The organism is Nonomuraea sp. NPDC052129 (assembly GCF_040680095.1).
Taxonomy (GTDB): Bacteria; Actinomycetota; Actinomycetes; order Streptosporangiales; family Streptosporangiaceae; genus Nonomuraea.
Genome location: NZ_JBFAVX010000026.1, coordinates 113748 through 140565 on the forward strand (window position 1 = coordinate 113748; position 26818 = coordinate 140565).

The following is a 26818-nucleotide window of genomic DNA, read 5'->3' on the forward strand; positions in this document are numbered from 1 at the left end:
CGAAAGGCCCGCGCGCCTGAGGGCTGCTCCGGCCTGACGATGTGTACGGCCTCACCCTCTGGATTCCGCGACGACACCGGAAACGGCCGTAACTTTGTATACGATTCCCTCAAATGACTGAGCTGACACTGGGCGGCGCCCATCTCCCCCTTCGCGACCAAGTGACCGCGGAGATCCGCCGACTCATCATCTCCGGCGAGCTCCCCCAGGGTGAGCGCCTGGTCGAGGACCGGCTGGCCGCCCGGCTGGGCGTGTCGCGCAACCCGGTGCGCGAGTCGATCCGGGTGCTGGCCGCCGAGGGGTTCGTGCAGGTCATCCCCAGGATCGGCGCCACCGTGGCGCGGCTTTCGCCGGCCGAGGCCGAGGAGCTCTTCGACGTGCGGATGGCGATCGAGGGGCTGGCGGCCCGGCTGGCGGCGCGCAAGCGGACTCCGGAGACGGCCGCGCGGCTGCGGCTGGTGCTCGACTCGGCCAAGGAGGCGGTCGAGGAGGGCCGGCTCGAACGGGTGGCCGACCTCAACACCGCCTTCCACCTGGCCGTGGGCGAGGTGGCGGGCAACTCCTACCTCAATCTGATGATGGCGCCGATGCTGCTGCGGGCTCAGTGGGTGTTCCGGCAGACCGCGGCCGCACGCGGACCGCACTCCTGGTCGGAGCACCTGAGCCTGTGCGAGGCCATCGCGGCGGGCGACGAGGACGAGGCCCAGGCCAGGGCGGTCGCGCACGTCGCCGCGGCCAGGCGGTCGTTCCTGGCCGCCGTACGCCCGGCGGAACCCCCAGCGCGATGAGAAGGAAAGCCCAGCGGGCTGAGAAAACGGTCGGATAACAACATGAGGTGACGAAACACCGTTGAAATCCAGGTTCTTGTATACAGTCTCCTAAAGCTCGTCCCCCGGAGGCATCATGAGACCCAGGCTGGTCTTGACGCTCGCCGTACTTCCCATAGCCCTGACGGCTTGCGGTGGAGGCGGTTCGAGCGGCACCCCCGTCGCCCCGTCAGTGGCCGACGCCACGTCCGACAGCCGCGCCGTCAAGAGCGGCGGCACCCTGAACATCGCGCTCAACGCCGACCCCGACGCGCTCGACCCGAGCGTGTCCACCACGCTGGTGGGCCGCGAGGTGTTCGCGAGCATGTGCGAGAAGCTCTTCGACATCGACGCGAAGGCCACGCTGGTCCCGCAGCTCGCCACCGCCCTGCCCGAGGTCTCGGGCGACGGCAAGGAAGTGACGATCAAGCTGCGCGAGGGCGTGAAGTTCAACGACGGCACCGCCTTCGACGCGGAGGCGGTCAAGAAGTCGCTCGATCGCCACCGTACCTGGGAGAAGTCGGCCCGCCAGGCCGACCTGGCCGCCGTGTCGAAGGTGAGCGTGGTCGATCCGGCCACCGTCAAGCTCACGCTGACGCGCGCGTTCACGCCGCTGACGGCGCAGCTCGCCGACCGCGCCGGGATGATCATGTCGCCCAAGGCGCTGGAGGCGGCGGGCGACAACTTCGGCGCTAGCCCGGTGTGCGTCGGGCCGTTCAAGTTCGCCGCGCGCACCTCCGGCAGCCAGATCGTGCTGGACAAGGCGCCCGACTACTACGACGCCGCCAAGGTGAAGCTCGACAAGCTCGTATACAAAATCATCGTCGACCCGAACGTACGGGCCGCGAACCTGAAGTCCGGTGACGTCCAGGTGGCCGACCAGCTGGCCACGACCACGGTCAAGGGCGTGCAGGCCGACCCGAACCTCACGGTCGTGTCCGGCGGCGGGCTCGGCTACTACGGCCTGACGATCAACACCGGCAACGCCAACGGCTCCACCGAGAAGCCGGGCACGGTCAGCACTCCGCTGGCCAAGAGCCCGCAGCTGCGGGAGGCGTTCGAGCTGGCGCTGGACCGTGACCAGATCAACAAGACCGTCTACAACGGCCTGTACGAGGCCGACTGCTTCCCGCTGCCCGCCGACAGCCCCTACCGCTCGCCCTCGCTCCAGTGCGCCAAGCGCGACCTGGCCAAGGCCAAGCAGCTGGTGCAGGCCTCCGGCGTGCCGACGCCCATCCCGGTCACGCTGACCACGCCCAACGACGCCACCAACCAGCGTCTGGCCCAGGTCATCCAGCAGATGACCAAGGAGGCGGGCTTCAACGTCACGGTGCAGACGGCCGAGTTCGTCAGCACGCTGGAGCAGGGCAAGGCCGGCAAGTTCGACACCGTGCTCAACGGCTGGTCGGGCCGGGTGGACCCGGACGGCAACCTGTCGAACCTGATCACCAGCCGCGGCAGCAACAACTACAGCGGCATGTCCGACCCCGGCATCGACGATCCGATCAAGGAGGCCGCGGCGGTCACGGAGCCGGCCCAGCGGGCCGAGCTGTACGCCAAGGCGTTGCAGCGGGCGGCCGAGGTGCGCGGCGTGGTGTACCTGTATCACAACAAGTACTACCTGGGCATGAACAAGACCGTCGCCGGTGTCCAGTACTTCAAGGATGGCCTGCCCCGCTTCGTCACCGCTGGGTTCGCCGCCTGATGGTCTGGTTCATCCTCCGCAGAGCGGGCTCGGCGGTGATCGTGCTGTTCCTGGCCAGCATCCTGATCTTCCTCGGGATCAGGGCGCTGCCCGGGGACCCGGCCGTGGTGATGGCCGGCGAGGAGGCCTCGCCCGCGATGGTCGAGGCGATCCGCCATGAGTTCGGCCTGGACAAGCCCCTGCCCGCCCAGTACGTCGACTACGTGGGCCAGACCCTGTCCGGCAACCTCGGCCGCTCCACCCAGGACCAGCTGCCGGTGGCCGACATCCTGGCCGAGCGGCTGCCGGTCACGCTGGAGCTGTCGGCGCTGGCCCTGCTGGTGGCGATCGTCGTAGGCCTGGGCGCGGGCATCGTGGCCGCGATGAAGCGGGGCCGGCTGCCCGACTACGTGGCCACCGGCTTCGGCCTGGCGGGACTGTCCGTGCCGCACTTCTGGCTGGGGCTGCTCGGCATCCTGCTGTTCGCGGTGACGCTGCGCTGGCTGCCCGCCTCCGGGTACGTCCCGTTCACCCAGGACGCCGGCCAGAACCTGCAACGCATGATCCTGCCCGCCCTGGTGCTCGGCACCGGGTTCGCGGCGATCCTGATGCGGCAGACGCGCTCGGCCATGCTGGGCGCGCTGTCGGCCGACTATGTGCGGACCGCCCGGTCCAAGGGCCTGTCGGAGGCCAAGGTGGTGGGCGCGCACGCGCTGCGCAACAGCCTCACGACCGTGGTGACCGTCCTGGGCCTGCAGCTCGGCGCGCTGATCAGCGGCGCGGTGGTGACGGAGCAGATCTTCGTCATCCCCGGTTTCGGCAAGCTGACCGTGGACGCCGTGCTCACCCGCAACTATCCGGTCATCCAGGCCGTGGTGCTGATCACGGTCATCGGGTACGTGCTGGTCAACCTCCTGGTCGACATCGCCTACGCCTTCCTCAACCCCCGCATCCGGCTGTCGGGGGGCGGGCATGGCTGAGGCACTGGCCGTACCGGTGACGACGGGCCGGGCCGATCGCCGCCGCAGGCTGTGGCGCCGCTTCAGGCGGCGTCCGATGCCGATGGCGGGGCTGGTGCTCGTCGCCGGGTTCCTGCTGCTGGCGCTGCTCGGACCCCTGCTCACCGGCGATCCGTCGGCGCAGGACTACACCGCCACGCTCGCGCCGCCGTCGGGCGCGCACCCGCTCGGCACCGACGACCTGGGCCGCGACGCCCTGGCCAGGATCGCGCACGGGGCGCAGGTCTCGCTGCAGGCCGGCGTGCTGTCCACACTGCTGGCCATGGTGATCGGCATCCCGATCGGGCTGGTGGCCGGGTTCTACCGTCGCTGGCTGGACCCGGTCGTGATGCGCCTGGTCGACGTGACGCTGGCCTTCCCGTTCCTGGTGTTCGCGGTGGGGCTGGCGGCGATCATCGGCCCCTCGCTGAAGGGCGTGGTGCTGGCGCTCGGCTTCTCCCAGCTGCCGGCGGTCATCCGGATCACCCGTGGCGAGGTGCTGGCGATCAGGGAGATGGACTATGTGGCCGCGGCCATCGCCGACGGCGCGACCGACCGCCACATCCTGCTCCGCTACGTGCTGCCGAACTGCTCCAGCCCGCTCATCGTGCAGGCCACGGTGGCCATCCCGGCGGCGATCATCGGTGAGTCGACCCTGTCGTTCCTGGGCCTGGGAGTCCAGCCGCCGACGCCGTCATGGGGCGTGATGCTCACCACCGCCCAGCAGTACCTGGACGTCGCGCCGTGGCTGGCGATCTGGCCGGGACTGATGATCGCGCTGGCCACGCTCGGTTTCAACCTGCTGGGCGACGGGCTGCGTGACGTTCTCGACCCGAGGAGCGGCCGATGAGCCTACTCGAGATCACCGACCTGACCGTCGACTTCGACACCGAGGACGGCCTGGTGCAGGCGGTCAGGGGCATCTCGCTCGAACTGGGCGAGGGCGAGATCCTGGCGCTCTGCGGCGAGTCCGGCTGCGGCAAGTCGGTCACCGCGATGTCCGTGCCGAGGCTGCTGCCGCCGGACACGACCAGGCTGTCGGGCTCGGTCAAGCTCGACGGCCGCGAGCTGACCACGCTGCCCGAGTCGCGGATGCGGCAGATCCGGGGCAAGGACGTGTCGGTCGTCTTCCAGGAGCCGATGACCTCGCTCAACCCGTCGTTCACGGTCGGCTACCAGATCACCGAGGTACTGCGCCGGCACGAGGGGCTCTCCCGCAGGGCCGCGCGGGACCGCGCGGTGGAGCTGCTCGAACTGGTCGGCATCCCGCTGCCCGCCCGCCGGATCAAGGAGTACCCGCACCAGCTCTCGGGCGGCATGCGCCAGCGGGTGATGATCGCGATCGCGGTGGCCTGCTCGCCGCGCGTGCTGATCGCCGACGAGCCCACGACCGCGCTGGACGTGACGATCCAGGCGGGCGTGCTCGACGTGTTCCGCGACCTGCGCGACCGGCTCGGCACCGCGGTCATCCTGATCACCCATGACCTGGGCGTGGTCGCCGACATCGCCGACCGGGCCGTGGTCATGTACGCGGGCCGGGCCGTCGAGCAGGCGCCCGTCACCGAGCTGTTCGCGCGGCCGCGCCATCCGTACACGCTGGGCCTGATGAACGCCCTGCCGTCGGCCGCCGTGAACGGCCGGCTCGCCGAGATCCCCGGCATGGTGCCCTCGCCGCTGACGGACCCGGACGAGTGCGCCTTCCAGGCGCGCTGCACTCGCGCGCAGGACGACTGCCGAAGCAGAAGACCCCAGCTAGAACCCCAACTGCCGGACGATCATCTGGCGGCCTGCTTCCACCCGGGAGGGCGGTCGTGATCCTGGAGATCGACAACCTGGTCAAGCACTACGGCCAGGTACGCGCCGTGGACGGCCTGTCGCTGAGCATCGGCCAGGGCGAGGTGCTCGGCCTCGTCGGCGAGTCGGGCAGCGGCAAGTCGACCGTCGGCAAGTGCGTCCTGCGGCTGACCGAGCCCACCTCGGGCGGCATCCGGCTCGACGGCCGCGACATCACCCACCTGTCGCGCCGGGCCATGCGCCCGCTGCGCAGGGATGTCCACATGGTCTTCCAGGACCCCTACTCCTCGCTCAACCCGCGCTTCACGATCGAGCAGATCGTCGGCGAGCCGCTGCTGCACCACGGGATCGCGAGCCGCCGGGAGGCGGGCGGGCGGGTCGCGGCCATGCTGGAGCAGGTCGGGCTGCGCCCGGAGATGAGGTCGCGCTTCCCGCACGAGCTGTCCGGCGGGCAGCGGCAGCGGGTGGGGCTGGCCCGCGCACTGATCCTGGAGCCCAAGCTGGTGGTGGCCGACGAGCCGGTGTCGGCGCTGGACGTGTCGGTGCAGGCGTCGGTGCTCAACCTGATCACCGACCTGCAGCGGGAGATGGGCTTCTCCTGCCTGTTCATCACCCATGACCTGTCGGTGGTGGAGTTCCTGGCCGACCGGATCGCGGTCATGTACCTGGGCAAGATCGTGGAGTCCGGGCCGACGGCCCAGATCTTCGCCGAACCCCGCCACCCCTACACGCAGGCGCTGCTGTCGGCGGCGCCGGTGGCCGACCCGGTCAGGCAGCGCGAGCGGCGCCGGATCGTGCTGGGCGGCGACGTGCCGAGCCCGGTCGATCCACCCGCCGGCTGCCGGTTCCACACTCGGTGCCCGCTGGCGTACGACGCCTGCCGGACGAGCGAGCCGGCACTGACAGACCCCCGTACGAGCGGCCACCCGGTCGCCTGTCACCTGGTCACGGCGGATCACGTGCCCGACGCGGCCGCCACCCGATGAAGGGAAGCAGTTTGTTCACCACCAGGCCCGAGCTGACCGGAGACTTCGGCATGGTGGCCAGCACGCACTGGCTGGCCTCCGCTACCGGCATGAGCGTGCTCGAACGCGGCGGCAACGCCTTCGACGCGGCCGTCGCCGCCGGGTTCGTTCTTCAGGTGGCGGAGCCGCACCTGAACGGGCCCGCCGGCGAGGTGCCCATCCTGCTGTGGAGCCAGGACGAGGAGCGGGTGTCGGTCGTGTGCGGGCAGGGCGTCGCCCCCGCCGCCGCCACGATCGACCGGTTCACCGGCCTGGGGCTCGACGTGGTGCCCGGCACCGGGCTGCTGGCGGCCACCGTGCCCGGGGCGTTCGGCGGCTGGATGCTCATGCTGGAGCGCTGGGGCACCTGGACGCTGGCCGACGTGCTCGAACCCGCCATCCACTACGCCACCCACGGCGTCCCGGTGCTCGACCGGATCGCCGCCACGGTCTCATCGGTCGAGCGGCTCTTCCTCGAGGACTGGCCGACGTCGGCCGCGACCTGGCTGCCGCAGGGGAAGGTGCCGGGAGCCAAGCTGACCAATCCCGTGCTCGCCGCCACCTACCGCAGGCTCGTCTCCGAGGCGCGGGCCGCGTCGAGCAGCCGCGAGGGGCAGATCGCGGCCGCCCGCGACGCCTGGTACCGGGGGTTCGTCGCCGAGGCGATCACCCGGTTCAGCGCCGACACCGCCTGGCGCGACAGCTCGGGCGAGGTCCACGGCGGCCTGCTCACCGGCGACGACCTGGCGGACTGGTCGGCGTCGGTCGAGGAGCCGGTCACCTTCGACTACCACGGGCACACGGTCTGCAAGACGGGCCCGTGGGGGCAGGGGCCGGTCTTCCTGCAGCAGCTCGCCCTGCTGTCGGGGTTCGACCTGGACGCGATGGGGCAGCTCAGCGCCGACTACGTGCACACGGTGATCGAGAGCGCCAAGCTCGCCTTCGCCGATCGCGAAGCCTGGTACGGCGACGCCGAGGTGCCGATGGCCGACCTGCTCGACGACGAGTACACGGCGAAGCGGCGCGCGATCATCGGCGTCGAGGCCAGCATGGAGCTGCGGCCGGGCGCACCAGGCGGGCGCACGCCCCGGCTGCCGGTGTTCCCCGGAGCCGGCACGGTCAGCACCGCGCCGGGCATCTCGGGCGTACGGTCCGGTATAGGCGAGCCCACGGTCGGCTCCGACGGCTCCACCCGTGGCGACACCTGTCACGTGGACGTCGTGGACCGGCACGGCAACATGGTCTCCGCCACGCCGAGCGGGGGCTGGCTGCAGAGCTCGCCCACGATTCCGGAGCTGGGCTTCTGCCTCGGCACCCGGGCGCAGATGTTCTGGCTGCAGGAGGGGCTGCCCGCCTCGCTGCGGCCGGCCACGCGCCCGCGCACCACGCTGTCGCCGTCGTTCGCGCTGCGCGAGGGCAAGCCGTGGCTGGCCTTCGGCACACCCGGCGGCGACCAGCAGGACCAGTGGAGCCTGAACTTCTTCCTCTCCCTCGTCCACGGCGGGCTCAACCTGCAGCAGGCCGTCGACGCCCCCATGTTCCACTCCGAGCACTTCCCCAGCTCGTTCTTCCCGCGTGGCTCCCGGCCGGGCGTCATGCACGTGGAGAACCGGATGGACCCGGCGGTGGTCGCCGAGCTCCGGCGGCGTGGCCACCAGGTGGAGGTGCAGGGGCCGTGGTCGCTCGGCCGGCTCAGCGCGGTCGCCCGTGACGGCGGTTTCCTGAAGGCCGCCGCCAACCCGCGCGGCGCCCAGGGCTACGCGGCCGGCCGATGATCGAGCTGTCCGAGCTGGCCTTCCTGGCCGGGGCGGGCCTGCTTGCCGGGGCGGTCAACGCGCTGGCCGGCGGGGGCACCCTGATCTCCTTCCCGGCGCTGCTGGCGCTCGGCTATCCGAGCATCACCGCCTCGGTGACGAACGCGGTGGCGCTGTGGCCCGGCTACCTGGGCGGCGTCCTGGGCTACCGGGCCGAACTACGCGGGCAGCGGCGCCGGGCCACGGTGCTCTCGGCCACCACCGTGCTCGGCGCGATCGCGGGCAGCTCGCTGCTGCTGCTCACCCCGGGGCGGCTGTTCGACTCGCTGGTGCCGTGGCTGGTGGCCTTCGCCAGTCTGGCGCTGCTGGCCCAGCCCTGGCTGCGCAAGCGCTTCGAGGGCGACGGGCGGCAGGGCACCAGCGGGCTGGTCCACGTCGGGGTGTTCCTCGGCGGCTGCTACGGCGCCTATTTCAACGGCGGCATGGGGGTGTTGCTGCTGGCGGTGCTCGGGCTGTTCCTGCATGACGACCTGCATCGGGTCAACGCCGTGCGGGCGACCCTGTCGCTGGTGATCAGCACGGTGTCGGTGGTGGCGTTCTCGCTGTTCGGGCCCGTGCGGTGGGAGGCGGTGGCGGTGGTCGCGCCGGCGAGCCTGGCGGGTGGCTTCCTCGGCACCCGTCTGGCCCGGCTCATGCCGCCCGCGGTGCTGCGCGGCGTGGTGGTCGTCTTCGGGCTGGGCGTAGCGACCGTGCTCGCCCTGCGCTGAAGTTGACCGGTCAGGCGACCGTGGCCTCGATCAGGTCGTCCACGACCGCGGCCAGGTGCCCGGTACGGGCGTGCGCCCTGCGCTGCCGCTCCGCTCCGGAACCCCGGCCGAGCAGCCGGTCCAGCCCTTCTTCGACCAACGGCAGGTCACCGGCCTCGGCCGTGGCGTCCCGTACGTGATCCAGAAGGCGGCCGGCCATCACCCGCGCCGGCACCAGCGCACCCTCGCGTACGTCGAGACTGTGGCCGCCCAGGCCGTCGCGGGCCGCTCGCCAGTAGGCGGCCCGTACGACCTCCGACGGGATCGGCAGGCCGCGGTCACCGCGCGCCACGGCGGCCAGCGCGGTCACGACCAGGCCGCGGATCAACCCGATGATGGTGAGGCTGTCGCTGACGTCCAGCGGCACGTCGGCGACGCGCACCTCGACGGTCGGCAGCGACGGTGACGGGCGCGCGTCCCAGTACACCGTCTTGGGGTCCATCAGCGCGCCCGACTGCGACAGCGCGCGCAGCGCCAGCTCGTAGTCGGCGTACGACGGGAAGTACGGCGGTGCGCCCGAGACCGGCCAGCGGCCCCAGCTGATCACCCGCCAGGACGCGTAGCCGGTGTCGCGCCCCACGAAGAAGGGCGAGTTCGCGGCCAGCGCGATCAGCGTGGGCAGCCACGGGCGCAGATGGTTGCCGACGTAGACGGCCTGTTCTTCGTCAGGAACGTCCACGTGCACGTGCAGGGCGCAGATGGTGAGCTCGTCCTGCAGCGCGCGGTAGAGGATCCGGCCCTGCTCGTAACGGACGTCGTCGGTGAGCGGAATCGGCACGACGTCACCGAGGACGGGAATGCCGCTGGCGACCACGGCCAGCCCGCACGAGCGGGCCGCCTCGGCCACCTCCTTGCGCGCGGCCCTCAGCCGCGTGCCTAACTCCCCGAGGTCGGCCGAAGGAGCGGTACGGGCCTCGACCTGGAAACGGGTGATCTCGTGAACGACGTCTAGGACGTCCGTCGCGGCGGCCAACACCTCTGCCGCCCGGGGAGCCACGTGGCGCGACCAGGGATCGACGATGAGGTACTCCTCCTCGATCCCGATAAGAGGAGTCACATCCCTTTTATGCCCCTTTTCCGCTAGGCAAAGCGGTGTGGGCCATAGTGTGCGTACGGTCTTCCCTCGGCGAGCGCCCAATACCGGTCGCCGAAGGACCAGTGCCACCACTCCGTCGGGTAGTTGACCAGGCCGACAGGCTCCAGGGCGTCAGCGAGGATCTTGCGATGGGCGCGGGCGTCGGCCGAGATGTTCGTGGCGTCCATGTAGCAGGCGCCGTCGCTCTCCTCCGGGTTGTCGTTGACCTGGGTGCCCATGTCGTACTCCGTGCCGTCGGGCGCGGTGAGCGTCAGGTCGACGGCGGCCCCGGCGGTGTGTGGGGCGACCTCGACTGGCGACACATACCGGCTTGCCGCGATACATGCCTCGTCAGGCGACATTTCGGGGAAAGCAGCGCGCAGCCCGTCGCGGTACTCCTCGAAGATCCGGCGCTGCGTGTCGATCGGCCGGTAGCCCTCGACGACCAGCAGGTGGAAGCCGTCGGGCAGCCGCCGCTCGGCCCGCTCCAGCCGCGCCAGCAGCCCGGACCGCAGGTGCGCGTAGGCACCCACGCGGTCGGCCATCCGCTCGTCCACGCGCAGGCGGCCGCGTACGTCCGCCAGTTCCTCGCCGTTGTCGCGCACCGGGATCGCGGCGACGCGCGGATCAGAGATCAGCACGATGTCGCTCGTGAGCTGCCACATAGGCAGAAATTCTCACACAGTGTCGGAGAAAACCTGATCTCGGGCCTGCGCCAAGGCCGCGACCAGGGCGCCGCGCAGCACCGGATTGCCCGCCACCCCGGTCGTGACGACCTTGGGCCGCGTCGGGCAGAACCGGGCGACGGCCTCCTCGACCTTGGCGGCCAGGCGTTCGCCGCCCGCCCGGCCGACGTCGCCGCTGAGCACGATCAGTCCGGGGTCGAGGACGACCGTCACGGCCGCGGCCCCCACCGCCAGGCGCGCCGCCACCTCGTCCAGGTACCCGTCGCAGCCGTTGCGCACCTGGTCGGGGACCGTGGTGCCGAGCACGCCGTGCGTGGTGGCGAGCCCGCTCAGCGCGTCGTGCCCGACCAGCCGCTGGAAGGAGCCCGAGGTCGGCTGCGACACGTCGACCGGCAGCGGCTCGCCCGGCACGGGCAGCCAGCCGATCTCGCCCGCGGTCCCGGTGATGCCCCGGTGCAACCGCCCGCCGAGCATGACGCCCAGCCCCTGACCGACGCCCGCCCAGATGACCACGAAGTCGTCGTGTCCGACGGCGGCGCCGTAGCGGTGCTCGGCCAGCGCGACCAGGTTCACGTCGTTCTCGATGATCACCGGAACGCCCAGTGTCTGGCGCAGGCTGGCCAGCACGCCGACGTGCCAGGTCGGCAGGTCGCAGGAGAAGCGCACGTCGCCGCTGCCCGGATCGACCACGCCCCTGGTGCCGATCACGAAGGCGCGCAGCTGTGACAGGCTGACGCGGGCCGAGGCGCAGGCCCGCTGGACCGCGGAGTGCACGGCCTTGACCGGATCTCCGTCCGCCGGGTTGACGGTGACCTCGACCACGATCTGTCCTGTGATGTCCGCCACACCCACGGTCAGGCTGTCGGGCAGCACTTCGAGCCCGGCGACGTACGCACTGGACGGGTTCACCGCGTACAGGGCCGCGTGCGGACCCCTGCCCCCCGCCCGCTCCCCCGCCACCCGGACGAGCCCCCGCTCCTCCAGCCGGGCGAGCAGCTGACCTGCGGTCACCTTGGACAAGCCGGTCCGCTCTCCGAGCTCCGCACGGGTCAGCGGCCCGTCCTCCAGGAGGAGTTCGAGTGCCGTGCGGTCGTTCAACCGGCGGAGCAGCCGAGGGATCCCCGGGCTTCGGCTCATCGACGCGCTCCCTCTCGTCACGAATGGCTAACGGGCGTTTTTTTTAAGAAAGTTTCTTGTTAGTTTAGCAGCAGTCGTTCGGACATGCAGATCAGCCTGGTGCGGACCGCAAGCGAGCACCCGGGAAGGGAGAACCCTGTGAGGATCGCGCAGATCACCGCCACTACGGTCACCACGGCCGCTCTGGCCCTGGGCCTGGCCGCCTGTGGTTCCGGCGGGACGCCCGCGGCTTCGCCGAGCGCGGCGGCCTCCGCCCCCGCGTCCGGCCCCAAGTACGCGGGCAAGGAGCTGACCTTCTGGCGCCTGGGCGACAGCAACCCCGCCGCGCAGAAGTACACCGACGAGCTGGTCGCCGCCTTCGAGCAGCAGACCGGCGCGAAGGTGAAGGTCGAGTGGATCCCGTGGCCGCAGGTGAACGACAAGTTCACCGCCGCGGCGGCCGGTGGCACCGGTCCCGACGTCACCGAGATCGGCAACGACCAGGTGCCGCTGTGGCAGAGCCAGGAGGCCCTGGAGCCCGTCACCGACATCGTCGCCTCGGGCGACCAGGCGCAGATCCCGAAGAACCTGATGGGCCTGGAGACGATCGACGGCGAGACGTACGCCGTGCCGTGGGGCGGCGGCAGCCGGGCGGTCCTGTACCGGGCCGACTGGTTCAAGGAGCTCAAGATCGAGGTCCCGAAGACCTGGGACGACCTGGTCGCCGCGGCCAAGAAGATCCAGTCCAAGAAGGGCAAGGACGTCGACGGGTTCGCCTTCAACGGCGGCTCCGACGCCAACCACCTGCTGGGCGCCCTCGCCTGGACCGCCGGCGGCGACTACGCCGTCAAGGAGGGCGACAAGTGGGTCGGCAAGCTGACCGACCCCGCCTTCAAGTCCGGCTTCGCCCAGTACACCGGCCTGGTCACCGACGGCCTGTCCAGCAAGTCGCGGCTCACCCAGAACACCACGGACATCCGTACCCGCTTCGCCAACAACAAGGTCGGCATGTACCTCACCGCGTCGTGGGACCTGCCGGGCATCGACGAGGACAGCAAGGGCAAGCTCAAGGGCGACAAACTGGCCTTCTTCCCGCTCCCGTCCAAGGACGGGGGCGAGGCGCAGTCCTTCCTGGGCGGCAACGACATCGCCGTGTGGGGTGGCGCCAAGGAGAAGGACGCGGCCAAGGAGTTCGTGAAGCTGGCCTCCGGCAAGGAGTGGGGCGACAAGTACGCCAAGGACGGCGGCCTGCTCCCCGTCTACCCGGACGCCCTGGCCGCGCTGGCCAGCGACCCGGCCCAGGCGCCGTTCGCCGCCGCCTTCGCCAAGGCCAAGGCCTTCCCGGCCAGCCCGCACTGGACCGAGGCCAACGAGACCAAGGCGGTGCTGCAGAACGCGGCCCGCACGGTGATCGAGGGCAAGTCGTCGGCCGACGACGCGCTGGCCAAGGCCAACAAGGAGCTCGAAGACATCCTCAACGCCGCCTCCTAGCCTTATGACGAACACCTCGACGCTCGCCAGGGGTGGCGGTCAGTCCTCCACCCCGCGGCGGCCCAACTCCCACCGCCCGGCCCGGGCCAGCGGCCTGCCCACCTGGTCGGTGCCGTACGTGCTGCTGATCCCCGGCCTGCTGGTGATCGGGGCGCTGCTGCTCTACCCGCTGTTCCAGGTCGGGGTCATCGCCTTCCAGAAGGTGGGCCTGGTCCAGATCAGCGGCAGGAAGCCCGCCACCTGGGTCGGCTGGGACAACTTCACCCGCATCTTCGACAACGAGATCTTCTGGTCCTCGCTGCGCAACACGCTCGTCTTCGCGGTCGTCGCGGTGTCGCTGACGCTGATCGTCGGCACGGCGGTGGGCGTCCTGCTCAACAAGCTCGGCAGAAAGATGTCCACGTTCGTGGTGGTCGGCATCATGTTCGCGTGGGCCGTGCCGCCGGTGGCGCAGGGCATCATCTGGAAGTGGCTGTTCGACGCGGAGGCGGGGGTCATCAACTGGGTCCTCAACCTGCTGCCCGACTGGCTGTCGAGCCTGCTCTTCGGCCGGACCGACTGGACCGGCCAGCCCTGGCTCAACGACGCGTGGTCCATCTACATGGTGCTGATCATCTGCGTCGTCTGGGCGAGCTTCCCGTTCGTGGCCGTCTCGGTGCTGGCGGGGCTGAAGGGCATCCCGGCCGAGCTGTACGAGGCCGCGCGGGTGGACGGGTCGTCGGCCTGGCGGACGTTCAGGAAGATCACCTTCCCACTGCTCAAGCCGGTCTTCGCGGTGCTGACCGTACTGTCGATCATCTGGGACTTCAAGGTCTTCGCCCAGCTGTACGTGCTCATGGGCGGTCCATCGAACCGTGAGGCGTTCAACCTGTCGATCTACTCCTACGCCGAGGCTTTCCGGCCGCCGCCCAAGATGGGCTCCGGCGCGGCGATCGCCCTGGTGCTGACCGCGATCCTGCTGGTCGTCACCGCGGTGTACGTCAGGCAGCTCGTCAAGCAGGAGGAGATGTGAGCCCGCTCGCGCGCAAACAACTCGGCAAGATCGCGCTGAACGCGGCCGGGCTGCTGGTGTTCCTGATCGCGATCTTCCCCGTGTACTGGATGGCCTCGACCTCGTTCAAGGCCAACGACCAGATCTTCACCACCGACTTCATCCCGTTCCCCACCCATTTCACCTTCGAGCACGTCGACCGGGTGCTGAGCGAGGGCGTGGCCGGGCACTCGATCTGGCTCTACATGCGCAACAGCGCCATTGTGGCGGGGGGCACCGTGCTCATCGGGGCGGTCTTCTCGCTGCTGGCGGCGACCGCGGTGGCCCGCTTCCGGTTCAAGGGGCGCAACACGTTCCTGATCCTGCTGCTGATCGTGCAGATGATCCCCTCCGAGGCGCTGCTCATCCCGCTGTTCCTGAGTGTCAAGCGGCTCGGCCTGTACGACCAGCTGGCCGGCTTGATCCTCGTCAACGTGGGGCTCACGCTGCCCTTCGGCATCTGGATGCTGCGTACCTTCGTCGCCGCCGTGCCCAAGTCGCTGGAGGAGGCGGCCTGGATCGACGGCGCGGGGCGGATGACCACGTTCTGGAAGGTGCTCTTCCCCTTGGTCGCGCCGGGTCTGGTGGCCACCAGCATCTTCTCGTTCATCACCGCGTGGAACGAGCTGATCTTCGCGCTGGTCCTGATGAGCGGCTCGGAGGGCTACACGATGCCGGTCGCCATGCAGTACTTCTTCGGGCAGAAGGGCACCGACTGGGGCGCCATCATGGCCAGCTCCACGATGATGACCATCCCGGTCGTCGTCTTCTTCCTGCTGGTTCAGCGCCGCATGGTCTCCGGTCTGGTGGCCGGGGCCGTCAAGGGCTGACCGATCCACGGGTCTTCGTGCGGCCTCGCCGTGCCCTGACCGTGCCTGAACTCCAATGCCTGAACGTCCAATGCCTGAACGTCCATTTGATGAGGAGCTATGAGTCAGAGTGATCGGGGGCTGCGCCGCCTCGCGGCCGGCACACTGCTCGTCGCCTTCCAGGGCACCACGGCGCCCGACTGGGTGTTGCGCGAGCTCGAGAACGGCCTGGGTGGTGTCACCCTCTTCGGCTTCAACGTCGCCGCCCCGGACCGGTTGCGGGCGCTGACCGCGTCCCTGCGCGCGGCCGGCGAACCCGTCATCTCCCTGGACGAGGAGGGCGGCGATGTCACCCGCCTGGCCTACCACGTCGGCAGCCCGTACCCGGGGAACGCGGCGCTGGGCGCGGTGGACGACGCCGAGCTCACCCACCGGGTCTACCGGGCGATCGGCTCGGAACTGGCCGCCTGCGGCATCAACCTGGACATGGCGCCCGACGCCGACGTCAACACCGAGGCCGACAACCCGGTGATCGGCACCAGGTCGTTCGGCGACGACCCCGAGCTGGTGGCCAGGCACACGGTGGCCGCCGTCCAGGGCCTGCAGTCGGTGAACGTGGCCGCCTGCGTCAAGCACTTCCCCGGCCACGGCGCCACCCGGGTCGACTCGCACGTGTCCGTGCCCGTCGTGGACGTCACGCTCGACGTGCTGCGCGAGCGCGAGCTGGCGCCGTTCCGGGCGGCGATCGGCGCGGGGACCAAGTCGATCATGACCGCGCACGTGGCGGTGCCCGCGCTGACCGGCCCGACCCCGGCCACGCTGTCGGCCGCCGCACTGACCGAACTGCTCAGGGGCGAGCTCGGGTACGACGGCGCGGTCATCAGCGACGCGATGGACATGCACGCCATCACCAAGAGCGTCGGCCTGGCCGGTGGCGCCGTGCTGTCGCTGACCGCGGGCGCCGATCTGCTCTGCCTGGGCCCGCTGCCGACTTACGACGACGTGCGGCACATGGTCGACGAGATCGTCGCGGCCGTACGGGAGGGGCGGCTGCCCGAGGCCCGGCTGGAGGAGGCCGCGGCCAGGCTGGCGGCGCTGCGCGAGTGGTTCGGCTCGCCCGCTTCGCCCTCGGTCGAGCAGAACGGGGTCGGCCTGCACGCCGCCAGGCGCGCGGTGCGGCTCACGGGCGTGACGGAGCCTCTGGTCGAGCCGCTGGTGATCGAGGTGGACACGCCGCCGACGATCGCCGTCGGCGACGTGCCCTGGGGCGTGGGGCCATGGCTGCCCCAGGCAGAGATCATCCGGGTGAAGCCGGCCGACGCGGACGTGCCGGTGCTGCTGGCGAAGGCCACGCACCGGTCGCTGGTCCTGGTGATCAAGGACGCGCACCGCAACGAAGCCAGCCGCGAACTGGTCTCCGCCCTGGTGGCGGTCCGGCCCGACGCGACGGTGATCGAGATGGGGCTGCCGATCTGGCGGCCGGACAGCGCGGCCTATATCGCGACGTACGGCGCGGCCCGCGCGAACGCCCAGGCGGCCGTGGAACTGCTCACCGTCTGAGCCGGACTGATCGTGGCGTGAGTCGGGCCGGTCGTGGCCCAAGTCGGGCTGGTCACGGTTTGAGGAGTGCCTCGCGGGCCTGGTCCAGGGCCGCGAGGACGGCGCCGCGCAGCACCGGGTTCTTGTCGGTGACCGTGGTGGTGACGACCTGGGGGCGTACGGGGCAGATGCGGGCCACGGCCTCCTCCACCCGGGCGGTGAGCGCGGTGCCACCGGCCTGGCCCACCTCGCCCGCCAGCACGACCAGCCCCGGATCGAGGATCACGCAGACCGCGGCCACGCCGAGCGCGAGCCGGTGCGCGATCTCATCGAGAAAGGGCTCGCCCTCGGCTCCGGCCGCCATGGCGACCTTCACGCACTCCCCGGCGCTCTCGGCCGTGAACCCGTAGCCCCCCGCGAGCTCGCCCACGGCCTCGGCGCTGACGAGCGACTGCAGGCCGCCCGCCAGCGAGGGCAGGCGGCCCGGCTCGTTGCGGATGTCCTCAGGCAGCGGTACGCCGGGCACCGGCAGGTAGCCGATCTCGCCCGCGCTGCCCGAACGGCCCCGGTGCAGCTTGCCGCCGAGCATCACCGCGAGACCGAGGCCACGGGCGGACCAGAGCAGCACGAAGTCGTCGAGCCCCTGGGCGGCGCCGTCGGCGCGCTCGGCGATCGCGGCCAGGTTGACATCGTTCTCGATCGTCACCTCGCGTTTGAGGTCACCGGCGAGCGCCTCGTGGATGCCCTCGTGCCAGCCGGGCAGGTCGAAGGAGAAGCGCACGTCGCCGCTGCGCGGATCGACCACGCCGGGGGTGCCGATGACCACGCCGCGCAGCCGGCCGATGCTGATCTTGGCGCTGCGGCAGGCCTTCATGATCGCGCCGTGCACGACCGAGACCGGGTCGTCGAGGTCGGCAGGACCGACGGTGACCTCGGCGATCGTCCGGCCGTGGATGTCGGCGACGGCTGCGGAGATCAGCTCGGGCCCCACCTCGAGCCCGGCCACGTAGGCGCTGGAGGGGATGACGGAGTAGAGCGCCGCGTTGGGGCCGCGCCCGCCGGCCTGCGTGCCGACGACCTCGACCAGCCCGCGCTCCTCCAGCCGGGACAGCGTCTGCGAGGCGGTGACCTTGGACAACCCTGTCTGATCGCCGATCTGCCCCCGCGTCATCGGGCCCGTGGCCAGCAACAACTCCAGTGCGGCCCGGTCGTTGATCTCCCTGAGCAGTCTGGGCACACCAGGGCGTCGCTCCACGCTGAATCCCACCGTCAAATCGAAAAGGTTGTTGGAAGTTTAGCGCCCTGGACCTTGCTTATCACCGCAGGTGAACACGAGGATGTCTCACGATCATCCCGTCCATCCTCCGCCGCCTTGGCAGCCCACTGATCGCGGTGTCCGTGCAGGCACCGCGTCTGCCGCGTCCGGATCGACCGCCCATTCTGGCGACGTTGCGCATAACCAGTGTTGACCAGGAGGGATAATCGACAACATGCGCCTTTCCGCTCGTGTCGACTACGCCCTCCGTGCTGCCGCCGAACTCGCCGCAGCCGGCGCCGGCCCGACCACCGTGGGCGAGCTCGCCAAAGAGCAGGACATGCCCCCCAAATACCTGGAAAACATCCTGCTGCAGATGCGCCGTGCCGGACTGGTCCGCGGCCAGCGGGGTCCGGAAGGCGGCTACGTCCTGGCCAGGGCCGCCGCGGACATCTCTCTCGCCGACGTCATCAGGGCGGTCGACGGGCCACTGGCCAACGTACGAGGTGAGCGTCCCGAGCACGTGGGCTACCGGGGACCGGCGGAGTCGCTGCAGCAGGTCTGGATCGCACTGCGCGCCACCGAACGCGCCATCCTGGAGGAGGTCACGCTGGACCAGGTGGCCAGCGGCGCCCTCCCCGACCGCGTCCGCCAACTCGCCGCCGACCCCGCCGCCTGGGACTGACCCCACCCACCGGCCCCGTCCGGCACCCTGGGAGCAACCCGGCGGCTCAGCCGGGACGCCGTTCAGAAGGGGGCGCCGGCCGGTCTGGCCGAGTTTCTAGACTGGGGGCATGCCCGAAGGAGATGCCGTCTACCGTACGGCCGCGCGGCTGCGCGGCGCCCTCGACGGCCGAATCCTGACCCGTTCGGACTTCCGGGTCCCCCGGCACGCCACGGCCGATCTCAGCGGCCGGACGGTCCTGGAGAGCCTTTCACGTGGTAAGCACCTGCTGACCCGCGTCGAGGGCGGCCTGACCGTGCACACGCACCTGCGCATGGACGGCAGCTGGCGAGTGCTGCCGGCGGGCCGTCGCACCGCCCCCGGCGACCAGATCCGGCTGGTGCTGGCCAACGAGCGGTGGCAGGCCGTGGGCGTGCGATTGGGGGTGGTGGATTTGCTGAAGACCGCCGACGAGCACCGCGTCGTCGGGCATCTGGGGCCCGATCTGCTCGGCGACGACTGGGATCCGGCCGAGGCCGTGCGCCGTCTGCGCGAGGCGCCGGAACGGACGATCGGTGAGGCGCTGCTCGATCAGCGCAATCTCTCGGGAATCGGCACCATCTATCGCGCCGAGACACTCTTCCTGCGCGGCATCTGGCCGTGGCGGAAGGTCGGCGACATCGAGGACCTGGACGCGCTCGTGACGCTCGCCCAGCGGCTCCTGGCGGCGAACAGGACACACGCCGCCACAGTGACCACGGGCGACCGCAGACCGGCCGGCCAGACGTGGGTTTACGGCAGGGCAGGCCGACCCTGCCGCCGATGCGGAACGCGCATCAGTCGCGGCGAGATGGGCGCACAGCCACAGGAACGCCTGATCCTGTGGTGTGGTGACTGCCAACCGCGTTAGGCGGCCACCATGTCCTTGACTTCGGGAAACACGGAGTCGGAGATCGACCCGGGCACCGTCTCGGGAAGGGGGATGCGCTCGTGCTCCGGCGCGTCGGCGAGCACAGGGGTGGCCTGGAGCTCCGCCAGCGCGAACTGGTCGGACACCTCACGCAACACCTGCGACAGCGGCACCCCGAGGGCGCCACAGATCGACGCCAGCAGCTCCGATGACGCCTCCTTCTGACCGCGCTCAACCTCGGACAGGTAGCCAAGCGAGACACGCGCCAGCGTGGACACCTCACGAAGAGTGCGTCCCTGCCGCACCCTCAATCGCCTCAGCACGTCGCCGAGCAGCTGACGCAGCAGAATCATCTGTCGCTCCCTCCCCGGCGTGGATGGCTTCACCGCCACGCCCCGCGCGGTCGGATCGTGCCGTCCGTTCTTCTTCTTCGGCTCGTACATGCTCCTCGCCGTCATCATCGGACGTCTCCGTCCCTGCCCCGCCGCGCTTCCTTCATTGCGCAATGGCTCAGTGCGTGACAGCTCATTACGTGAAGGTTCGTTACGTGACTCGTTAGGCCCGCCTGCCGGGCGCTCGGTGCTTGCAGATGGCTCACGGACCTCACTCACAGCTCCACCGTACCCGTATCAACCGACACCGTGTGAGACCGTGCCTCGGATGTTCGCTGGGGACGTAACACGGTAATCACCCGGTATGTTCCCCATTGTTCCCCTTCAGCACACTTGCCAGTAGATCGATAGCCTCGTCCACCGTCTCTACCCTGATACGTTCGCGAGACCCCTCAAGCCTCAACTGTCTCTGCCAAATCTGATCGCCGGGTCCGCTGACGGCCACATGCACGGTGCCGACGGGCTTCCCGTCCTGTGGCTCCGGCCCCGCCACACCGGTCACCGCCAGGCCGTATGTCGCCTCGCACAGCCGGGCGACCCCCACCGCCATCGCCGCGGCGACCTCCGGGTGCACGGCCCCTTCCCGGCGCAACAGCTCGTCCGGCACCTCCAGCAGCCGGTGCTTCAGATCGGTGGCGTAGGAGATGACCCCGCCCCTGAACGACTTGGAGGACCCCGAGACCGAGGTGAACGCCGCCCCGATGAGCCCGCCGGTCAGCGATTCGGCCACGGCGAGCGTGGCGGCCCGGTGTACGAGCAGGGAGAGAACTTCCGCGGCACCAACCATGATCACTCCCCGCGGGCCCGTCTGGCCACCTGCCGTAGCTTGATCGCGCGCACCACGTAGTCGACGCCCGTGGCCACCGTGACGACCACGGCCGCGCCCATCACCACCCAGCGGATCGGGTCGGGCACGCCGGGCAGGATGTAGAGGACGATGGCGGTGATCTGCAGCACGGTCTTGACCTTGCCGCCGTAGCTGGCCGGGATGACCGCGTGCCTGAGCAACACGAACCGCAGGGCGGTGATGCCCAGCTCGCGGCCCAGGACGGTGACCGTCACCCACCACGGCAGCTCGCCGAGGATCGACAGGGACACCAGGGCCGCGCCGGTCAGCGCCTTGTCGGCGATCGGGTCGGCGATCTTCCCGAAATCGGTGATCAGCCCATAGCGCCTGGCCAGCTCGCCGTCCAGATGGTCGGTGAACGAGGCCACGCCGAACACCGCCAGCGCGCCCAGGCGCCAGCCCATGCCCGGCAGGAAGAGACAGACGACGAAGAAGGGGACGAGCACCAACCGGAGGACCGTGAGGACGTTGGCGATGTTCCACGGGCTCACCACGCGGCGCTCGTCCTTGGTCATGGACCGGCCTTGATGCGCGCGATCAGGTCAACCCCCTCGGCGTCGACCACCACCGCGCGCACGATCTGACCGCGGACCAGGCCGATGCCCTGGACCGTGACGGACCCGTCGACCTCGGGACCCTGGTGGGCGGCCCGTCCCTCATAGCCACCGTCGCCCAGGTCGTCGTCGATGAGCACGTCGACCTCCGTGCCGATGCGCTCCTCCGCGCGCTGCGCGGTCAGCTCCTCGGCGAGCTCGGTCAGGACGCGCACGCGCTCGTCGATGACGTCCTGGTCGAGCTTGTCGGCGAAGCCGGCCGCCTCGGTGCCGTCCTCGTCGGAGTAGCCGAACACGCCGATCACGTCGAGCCTGGCCTGCTCCAGGAACCCGACCAGCTCGCCGAACTCCTCCTCGGTCTCACCGGGGAAGCCGACGATGAAGTTGGAGCGCACACCCGCCTCGGGCGCGCCCTCACGGATGCTGTCCAGCAGTCCTAGGAAGCGCTCAGGGTCGCCGAAACGGCGCATCCGGCGCAGGACTGTGCCACTGGCGTGCTGGAAGGACAGGTCGAAGTAGGGGGCGATGCCCTCGGTGCCGGCGAGCACGTCGATGAGCCCCGGCCGCAGCTCGGCCGGTTGCAGGTAGCTGGCCCGCACCCGCTGGATGCCCTCGACCGCCGCCAGCCGCGGCAGCAGCTTCTCCAGCGCCCTCAGGTCGCCCAGGTCCTTGCCGTAGGACGTCGAGTTTTCACTGACGAGGACGAGCTCACGGACGCCCCGGTGGCCCAGCCAGTCGGCCTCGGCCAGGAGCTCCTCCGGGTCGCGCGAGACGTAGGCGCCGCGGAAGGCCGGGATGGCGCAGAACGTGCAGCGCCGGTCGCAGCCGGAGGCCAGCTTGAGCGAGGCCACAGGACTCTCGTCGAGCCGTTTGCGCAGCACGCGCGGCCCGCTGGCGGGCGCCAGCCCGTCGGGCAGGTCGCCGTGGCCGGGGATGGCGGTCTTGCCCGCGCTGGCACGGTCCACGGGCGAGATGGGTAGCAGGGTGCGGCGGTCTCTTGGCGTGTGCGGCTTGAGCGGCCGACCGGCGAGCACGTCGTCGAGTCGGCCGCCGATCTCGGTGTAGTCGTCGAAGGAGATGACCGCGCTGGCCTCGGGCAGAGCGTCGGCGAGCTCGTTGCCGTAGCGCTCGGCCATGCAGCCCGCGGCGACCACCTTGGCCCCGGAGTCGGCCGCGGCCAGCAGCGTGTCGATGGAGTCCTTCTTCGCCGAGTCGATGAAGCCACACGTGTTGACGACGACGACATCGGGGTCGTCGTCGCCCAGCTGCCAACCGGCAGCCTCAAGTCGCGCGGCCAGCTCCTCGGAGTCGACCTCGTTGCGCGCGCAGCCCAGAGTGATCAGCGATGCGGTTCGGCGGGATGACATGGTGAACACTACGGTATCGGCAGTTGGCCACCACCGGGCGCACGGGCTACCTAGGTTGTGCTTTGGAAGGCTTGAACGAGCGCGTCACCATCTCCCCGCTAGCCCCCGGATGTCCCAGATCCTTGCCGTCGACCTGCAGCGACACGGCGCCCGCGTCACCGATCAGAAGACGGACCTCGATGTCGGACCGGTAGGTCTTGCTCTTGCCCGCCTGCAACGTCCCCGAGAACAGCTTGCGTCCCTTGGCGTCGCTGACGTTCAGGTATGACGGGCGCTTGGCCTTGACCTTGACGACGACGACGTCCTTGGCTGCCGCGTTGGACGCCTTCCCCTTGGCGTGCGACGGTTTGGGCGCGTGCTCGTTGATCGGAACGTTCGGCGGGATGAGGTGGGAGTCGGCGGTGCGAATCTCGTCCGACGTGCCGCCGCCGAGCACCCTGACCGCCCCGAAGACCATGGTGATGGCCAGGGCCACGCCCAGCGCCATCGTCCAGTTGAGACCGCGCCGCTCGTTGATCCTGATCTTGCGTTCGGCCTGGAAGACGGCGGCGGCCCGGATGGGCGTGGCCGCCCCGCTGTGTTCTTCGTCATAGAGGTGGACGGTCGCCACGGGGTCGAGCCCGACGGCCTTGGCTACGGCTCTGACATGTCCCCTCGCATAGAAATCACCACCGCACTGCGAGAAGTCGTCGCGCTCGATCGCGTAGATGATCGCCTCACGAATGCGGGTGGTCTCGCTCAGTTGCGCGACCGACAGCCCGGCTGATCGCCGGGCCGCCGCCAGCATGGCCCCTGTGCTCTGTTCCGGCATGGCTAGCGCCTTCCGTCCCACGACGTTCTGTAATGATTCACATTCAATCAGTAGTCGTCGGGCGAACGTGCATTGGGGTCATTCGCCACGCAAGTCAGCTAGCAAACCGGGCAGATCATCGGGCTTCACGATCACTTCGCGAGCCTTGGAACCCTCGCTGGGGCCGACCACGTTGCGGCTCTCCAGCAGGTCCATGAGCCGCCCCGCCTTGGCGAAGCCGACGCGGAGCTTGCGCTGCAGCATCGAGGTCGAGCCGAACTGCGTGGTCACGATCAGCTCGGCCGCCTGGACGAGCAGGTCGAGGTCGTCGCCGATGTCGCCGTCGATCTCCCGCTTGACCGGCGCCGCGGCGACGTCGTCGCGGTATTCGGCCTGCATCTGCGTCTTGCAGTGCGTGACGATCTCGGCGATCTCCTTCTCCGAGACGAACGCGTTCTGGATCCGGATGGGCTTGCTGGCCCCCATCGGCAGGAACAGCGCGTCACCCTGGCCGACCAGCTTGTCGGCGCCCGGCTGGTCGAGGATGACCCGCGAGTCGGTGAGACTCGACACGGCGAAGGCCAGCCGCGAGGGCACATTCGCCTTGATCAGGCCGGTGACCACGTCGACGGAGGGCCGCTGCGTGGCGATGACCAGGTGGATGCCGGCCGCGCGGGCGAGCTGCGTGATGCGCACGATGGAGTCCTCGACGTCACGCGGGGCGACCATCATCAGGTCGGCCAGCTCGTCGACGATCACCAGGAGGTACGGGTAGGGCTGGTAGACCCGCTCACTGCCCGGCGGCGGCTGCAGCTTGCCGGCCCGCACGGCCTTGTTGAACTCGTCGACATGCCGGAACCCGCTGGCGGCCAGGTCGTCGTAGCGACGGTCCATCTCCCCCACCACCCATTCGAGGGCCTCCGCGGCCTTCTTCGGGTTGGTGATGATGGGCGTGATCAGGTGGGGGATGCCCTCGTAGACCGACAGCTCCACCCGTTTGGGGTCGACGAGCACCATGCGCACCTCGTCGGGCGTGGCTCGCATCAGGATGGAGGTGATCAGGCCGTTGACGCAGACCGACTTACCGGCGCCGGTGGCGCCCGCGATGAGCAGGTGGGGCATCTTGGCGAGGTTCGCCACGATGGTGCGGCCCTCGACGTCCTTGCCCAGTCCCACGATCATCGGGTGGTGGTCGCTCTGCGCCACCTGGGATTTCAGCACGTCGCCCAGGGAGACCAGGTCCTTGTCCGCGTTCGGGATCTCCACCCCGATGGCCGACTTCCCCGGAATCGGCGACAAGATCCTGACATCTGCCGATTTAACGGCGTACGCGATGTTCTTGGTGAGCGCCGTGACCTTCTCCACCTTGACCGCGGGGCCCAGCTCGATCTCGTAGCGGGTCACGGTCGGGCCGCGGGTGAACCCGATCACCTGCGCGTCGATGACGAACTGCTCAAGGACGCTGGTCAGCGCGTTGACGACGACGGTGTTGGCCTTGGTCTGCGGCTTGGGCGCGCTGCCCGGCTTGAGGAACTGCAGATCGGGCAGGCTGTACGGCCCGGCCTGGGGCGAGAGCACCAGTTGCTCGACCTTGCGGGGCGCGGGAGTGGGCTCCGGCGGCTCGGTCTTCTTGACCGGCGTGGGGGGCGGCTCCTCCTCGTCCGTCAGCCCCGGCACGATCTCCGGCGAGTGCCCGGCGCGCTTGTCCTGCTCGGAGAGCACCGGCGTGTCGTACGGCTTGACCAGATCGGCCTTCTCGCCCGTCTCGCCCTTCTTGGCCCTGGGCCGCTTCTTGACGGGCGCGGCCTGCTCGGCGAGCGCGTGCCGTTCGAACAGCAGGTGCGTGAGCTCGGCCAGCCGCTCCGGGACGCGGTGGACGGGAGTGGCCGTGATGACCAGCACGCCGAAGCCCGAAAGGATCAGCAGCAGCGGGATCGTGATCCAGGCGGGCAGGATGCTCATCGGCGGCGCCGACACGATGAACCCGATGATGCCGCCCGCCTGCGACACCCGCTCCATGCCGTCGTTGGCGGTGCCGGCGGGGTAGGGCGTGTCGTTGGCGACGTGGATGACGCCGAGCACGCCGACCAGCAGCGCGCTCCACCCGATCACCATGCGGCCGGTGTCGGCGTTCTGGTCGGGGTGGCGCAGGTAGCGCCAGGCGAGCAGGCCGAGCAGCAGCGGCAGCGCCCACGCCAGCGACCCGAACACGCTGTGCACGGTGACGTTGACCACGCCGGAGACCGTGCTGTCGGCCTGGCGCCAGGTCATCGCGGCCAGCACGATGGCGCCGGCGAGCACGGACAGGCCCACCCCGTCGCGCCGATGCGCGGGATCGAGGTCGCGCGCGTTCTTGCCGAGCGCCCGGGCGGTGCTGCCGATGCCGTTGGCGAGCAGCATCCAGAGCCCGACGATCAGTTTGCCGATCATCGTGAAGACCCACGTGATCGGGTCATGGTGGGTCATGCCCGGCTTGCGGGCCGACCCGGCCCCCTTCGCCCTCGGCCGCCCGGTCGAGCTGGATGCGCGCTTGGCGGGGGTCGAGCGGGCGGAGGTCGACCGCTTCGCCGGCCCCTTCGATGCGCTTTTCGGCGTACGGGTGGCCATGATGCCAAAGGTACGACGGAGACACCGCGGAACGCACACAGGCTCGCCGAACACGCGTGAAGGCGGCGTGCGAAAGCTCTCTTACCCCGGACCCGTCACAATCGAACCGTGTCGAAGGCCGCCTGCATGCCGGCCACCAGCTCGGCCATGTCCCTGATCGCTTCCCTCAAAGCCTCGTCGCCGGCGCAGGAGCCGGCCAGTTCGCCGAGCCGCGCCTCGACGGCGCCTAGCCGCTCGGAGAATCCGCACAGCACCCGCGCGTTCCTCGAGTGCGCCACATCGTTCTGCACGAGGTCGCCCAGCAGGACCGTCTGCTCCCGCAGCACCGCGCTCTTGCGGAACAACTCGGCGAAGACCGCGACCTTGGACCGCACCACCCACGGATCGAACGGCTTGGTGATGTAGTCGACCGCCCCCACGGCATAACCGCGGAACGCGGCGCCGGATCCCGGCTCGGTGCCCGTCAGGAAGATGATGGGCACGTCACGCGCCTGGTCGAACCGTTTGATGTGGGTCGCCGTCTCGAAACCGTCCATGCCGTCCACGCCGGGCATGAGCACGTCGAGCAGCACCACCGCGAAGTCGTGGCGGAGCATCAGCTTCATCGCCTCCTGCCCCGATCTGGCCTTGAACAACTGCTGCTGAAGCGGGCGTAAGACCGCCTCGAGCGCGACCAGGCTCTCGTCCTTGTGGTCGACCAGCAGGATCTTCACCTGGCGATTCATCACAACCCGTCCTTCTCCCCCGAGACCACCTGAGACCCGCCCATACCTCACCTCCAGCGGGTCCAACAGCACGACCATGGAGGCCTTCTTTGCAACTGGGGGGTATTGGAGCCGT

General features: G+C 70.0%; 25 protein-coding genes. 14 read left to right on the forward strand and 11 right to left on the reverse strand.

Annotated features, from left to right (window positions below; all coding sequences use genetic code 11):
* The first annotated feature begins 113 nt into the window (after nt 1-113).
* From AB0L53_RS40860 to AB0L53_RS40895, 8 genes are all read left to right on the forward strand, one after another.
* Nucleotides 114-788 (forward strand): GntR family transcriptional regulator, encoded by a 675-nt coding sequence (locus AB0L53_RS40860; RefSeq protein ID WP_364006283.1) that lies wholly within the window; start codon nt 114-116, stop codon nt 786-788.
* Nucleotides 789-903: 115 nt separating this feature from the next.
* The gene (locus AB0L53_RS40865; RefSeq protein ID WP_358535377.1) at nt 904-2511 is read left to right on the forward strand and encodes an ABC transporter substrate-binding protein; all 1608 of its coding nucleotides are present in this window, start codon (nt 904-906) and stop codon (nt 2509-2511) included.
* A complete protein-coding gene (locus tag AB0L53_RS40870) occupies nt 2511-3470 on the forward strand; it encodes an ABC transporter permease (protein WP_364006287.1) in 960 nt (319 codons plus the stop codon). The genes AB0L53_RS40865 and AB0L53_RS40870 overlap by 1 nt, the downstream gene beginning before the upstream one ends.
* The gene (locus AB0L53_RS40875; protein ID WP_364006290.1) at nt 3463-4338 is read left to right on the forward strand and encodes an ABC transporter permease; all 876 of its coding nucleotides are present in this window, start codon (nt 3463-3465) and stop codon (nt 4336-4338) included. Before AB0L53_RS40870 ends, AB0L53_RS40875 begins: the two co-directional genes overlap by 8 nt.
* The gene (locus tag AB0L53_RS40880) at nt 4335-5303 is read left to right on the forward strand and encodes an ABC transporter ATP-binding protein (RefSeq protein WP_364006293.1); all 969 of its coding nucleotides are present in this window, start codon (nt 4335-4337) and stop codon (nt 5301-5303) included. Before AB0L53_RS40875 ends, AB0L53_RS40880 begins: the two co-directional genes overlap by 4 nt.
* Nucleotides 5300-6268 (forward strand): oligopeptide/dipeptide ABC transporter ATP-binding protein, encoded by a 969-nt coding sequence (locus AB0L53_RS40885; RefSeq protein ID WP_364006296.1) that lies wholly within the window; start codon nt 5300-5302, stop codon nt 6266-6268. The genes AB0L53_RS40880 and AB0L53_RS40885 overlap by 4 nt, the downstream gene beginning before the upstream one ends.
* The gene (locus AB0L53_RS40890; protein WP_364006299.1) at nt 6265-8061 is read left to right on the forward strand and encodes a gamma-glutamyltransferase family protein; all 1797 of its coding nucleotides are present in this window, start codon (nt 6265-6267) and stop codon (nt 8059-8061) included. Before AB0L53_RS40885 ends, AB0L53_RS40890 begins: the two co-directional genes overlap by 4 nt.
* The gene (locus tag AB0L53_RS40895) at nt 8058-8807 is read left to right on the forward strand and encodes a sulfite exporter TauE/SafE family protein (RefSeq protein WP_364006302.1); all 750 of its coding nucleotides are present in this window, start codon (nt 8058-8060) and stop codon (nt 8805-8807) included. The genes AB0L53_RS40890 and AB0L53_RS40895 overlap by 4 nt, the downstream gene beginning before the upstream one ends.
* Before the next feature lie 10 nt (nt 8808-8817).
* On the opposite strand, the gene AB0L53_RS40900 is transcribed toward AB0L53_RS40895, so the two are convergent.
* The 3 genes from AB0L53_RS40900 to AB0L53_RS40910 are packed head-to-tail and all read right to left on the reverse strand — an operon-like array spanning nt 8818 to nt 11744.
* Entirely contained in the window at nt 8818-9903 is a 1086-nt protein-coding gene (locus AB0L53_RS40900; protein WP_364006305.1) for a glutamate--cysteine ligase, read from the reverse strand.
* A gap of 23 nt (nt 9904-9926) precedes the next feature.
* Entirely contained in the window at nt 9927-10586 is a 660-nt protein-coding gene (locus tag AB0L53_RS40905; protein ID WP_364006308.1) for a M15 family metallopeptidase, read from the reverse strand.
* Nucleotides 10587-10598: 12 nt separating this feature from the next.
* Nucleotides 10599-11744, reverse strand: a complete 1146-nt coding sequence (locus AB0L53_RS40910; protein WP_364006311.1) for an ROK family transcriptional regulator — start codon at nt 11742-11744, stop codon at nt 10599-10601.
* A gap of 138 nt (nt 11745-11882) precedes the next feature.
* On the opposite strand from AB0L53_RS40910, the gene AB0L53_RS40915 reads away from it, so the two are divergent.
* The 4 genes from AB0L53_RS40915 (at nt 11883) to AB0L53_RS40930 (ending at nt 16613) form a co-directional block, all read left to right on the forward strand.
* On the forward strand, nt 11883-13214 hold the full coding sequence (locus AB0L53_RS40915) for an extracellular solute-binding protein (protein WP_357946961.1): 1332 nt from the start codon (nt 11883-11885) through the stop codon (nt 13212-13214).
* Nucleotides 13215-13218: 4 nt separating this feature from the next.
* A complete protein-coding gene (locus tag AB0L53_RS40920; RefSeq protein WP_364006315.1) occupies nt 13219-14226 on the forward strand; it encodes a sugar ABC transporter permease in 1008 nt (335 codons plus the stop codon).
* Entirely contained in the window at nt 14223-15074 is an 852-nt protein-coding gene (locus AB0L53_RS40925; protein WP_358535353.1) for a carbohydrate ABC transporter permease, read from the forward strand. The genes AB0L53_RS40920 and AB0L53_RS40925 overlap by 4 nt, the downstream gene beginning before the upstream one ends.
* A gap of 99 nt (nt 15075-15173) precedes the next feature.
* A complete protein-coding gene (locus AB0L53_RS40930) occupies nt 15174-16613 on the forward strand; it encodes a glycoside hydrolase family 3 protein (protein WP_364006317.1) in 1440 nt (479 codons plus the stop codon).
* A 52-nt stretch (nt 16614-16665) separates the two neighbouring features.
* Here AB0L53_RS40930 and AB0L53_RS40935 read toward each other — a convergent pair whose 3' ends face one another.
* Nucleotides 16666-17847, reverse strand: coding sequence for an ROK family protein (locus tag AB0L53_RS40935; RefSeq protein WP_364006320.1), 1182 nt, complete (start codon nt 17845-17847; stop codon nt 16666-16668).
* A 235-nt stretch (nt 17848-18082) separates the two neighbouring features.
* Between AB0L53_RS40935 and AB0L53_RS40940 the strand changes: the two genes are divergently transcribed.
* Both AB0L53_RS40940 and AB0L53_RS40945 read left to right on the forward strand, forming a co-directional pair.
* On the forward strand, nt 18083-18532 hold the full coding sequence (locus AB0L53_RS40940; protein ID WP_357946947.1) for an Rrf2 family transcriptional regulator: 450 nt from the start codon (nt 18083-18085) through the stop codon (nt 18530-18532).
* A gap of 109 nt (nt 18533-18641) precedes the next feature.
* Nucleotides 18642-19421 carry a DNA-formamidopyrimidine glycosylase family protein gene (locus AB0L53_RS40945; RefSeq protein ID WP_364006323.1) on the forward strand — a complete coding sequence of 260 codons (780 nt, stop codon included), beginning with the start codon at nt 18642-18644 and terminating at the stop codon, nt 19419-19421.
* Here AB0L53_RS40945 and AB0L53_RS40950 read toward each other — a convergent pair.
* The 7 genes from AB0L53_RS40950 to AB0L53_RS40980 form a co-directional block, all read right to left on the reverse strand.
* Entirely contained in the window at nt 19418-19774 is a 357-nt protein-coding gene (locus AB0L53_RS40950) for a helix-turn-helix transcriptional regulator (protein WP_357656163.1), read from the reverse strand. The genes AB0L53_RS40945 and AB0L53_RS40950 overlap by 4 nt on opposite strands.
* Nucleotides 19775-20108: 334 nt before the next feature.
* Nucleotides 20109-20600, reverse strand: a complete 492-nt coding sequence (locus AB0L53_RS40955) for a CinA family protein (RefSeq protein ID WP_364006326.1) — start codon at nt 20598-20600, stop codon at nt 20109-20111.
* A 2-nt stretch (nt 20601-20602) separates the two neighbouring features.
* Entirely contained in the window at nt 20603-21175 is a 573-nt protein-coding gene (gene pgsA / locus AB0L53_RS40960) for a CDP-diacylglycerol--glycerol-3-phosphate 3-phosphatidyltransferase (RefSeq protein WP_364006329.1), read from the reverse strand.
* A complete protein-coding gene (rimO, locus tag AB0L53_RS40965; RefSeq protein ID WP_364006332.1) occupies nt 21172-22581 on the reverse strand; it encodes a 30S ribosomal protein S12 methylthiotransferase RimO in 1410 nt (469 codons plus the stop codon). The genes pgsA and rimO overlap by 4 nt, the downstream gene beginning before the upstream one ends.
* A 46-nt stretch (nt 22582-22627) precedes the next feature.
* A complete protein-coding gene (locus AB0L53_RS40970; protein WP_364006335.1) occupies nt 22628-23392 on the reverse strand; it encodes a helix-turn-helix domain-containing protein in 765 nt (254 codons plus the stop codon).
* Between the two features lie 78 nt (nt 23393-23470).
* The gene (locus AB0L53_RS40975; RefSeq protein WP_364006338.1) at nt 23471-25978 is read right to left on the reverse strand and encodes a DNA translocase FtsK; all 2508 of its coding nucleotides are present in this window, start codon (nt 25976-25978) and stop codon (nt 23471-23473) included.
* 95 nt (nt 25979-26073) lie between these two features.
* Nucleotides 26074-26703, reverse strand: a complete 630-nt coding sequence (locus AB0L53_RS40980) for a response regulator (RefSeq protein ID WP_364006341.1) — start codon at nt 26701-26703, stop codon at nt 26074-26076.
* Nucleotides 26704-26818 lie beyond the last annotated feature (115 nt).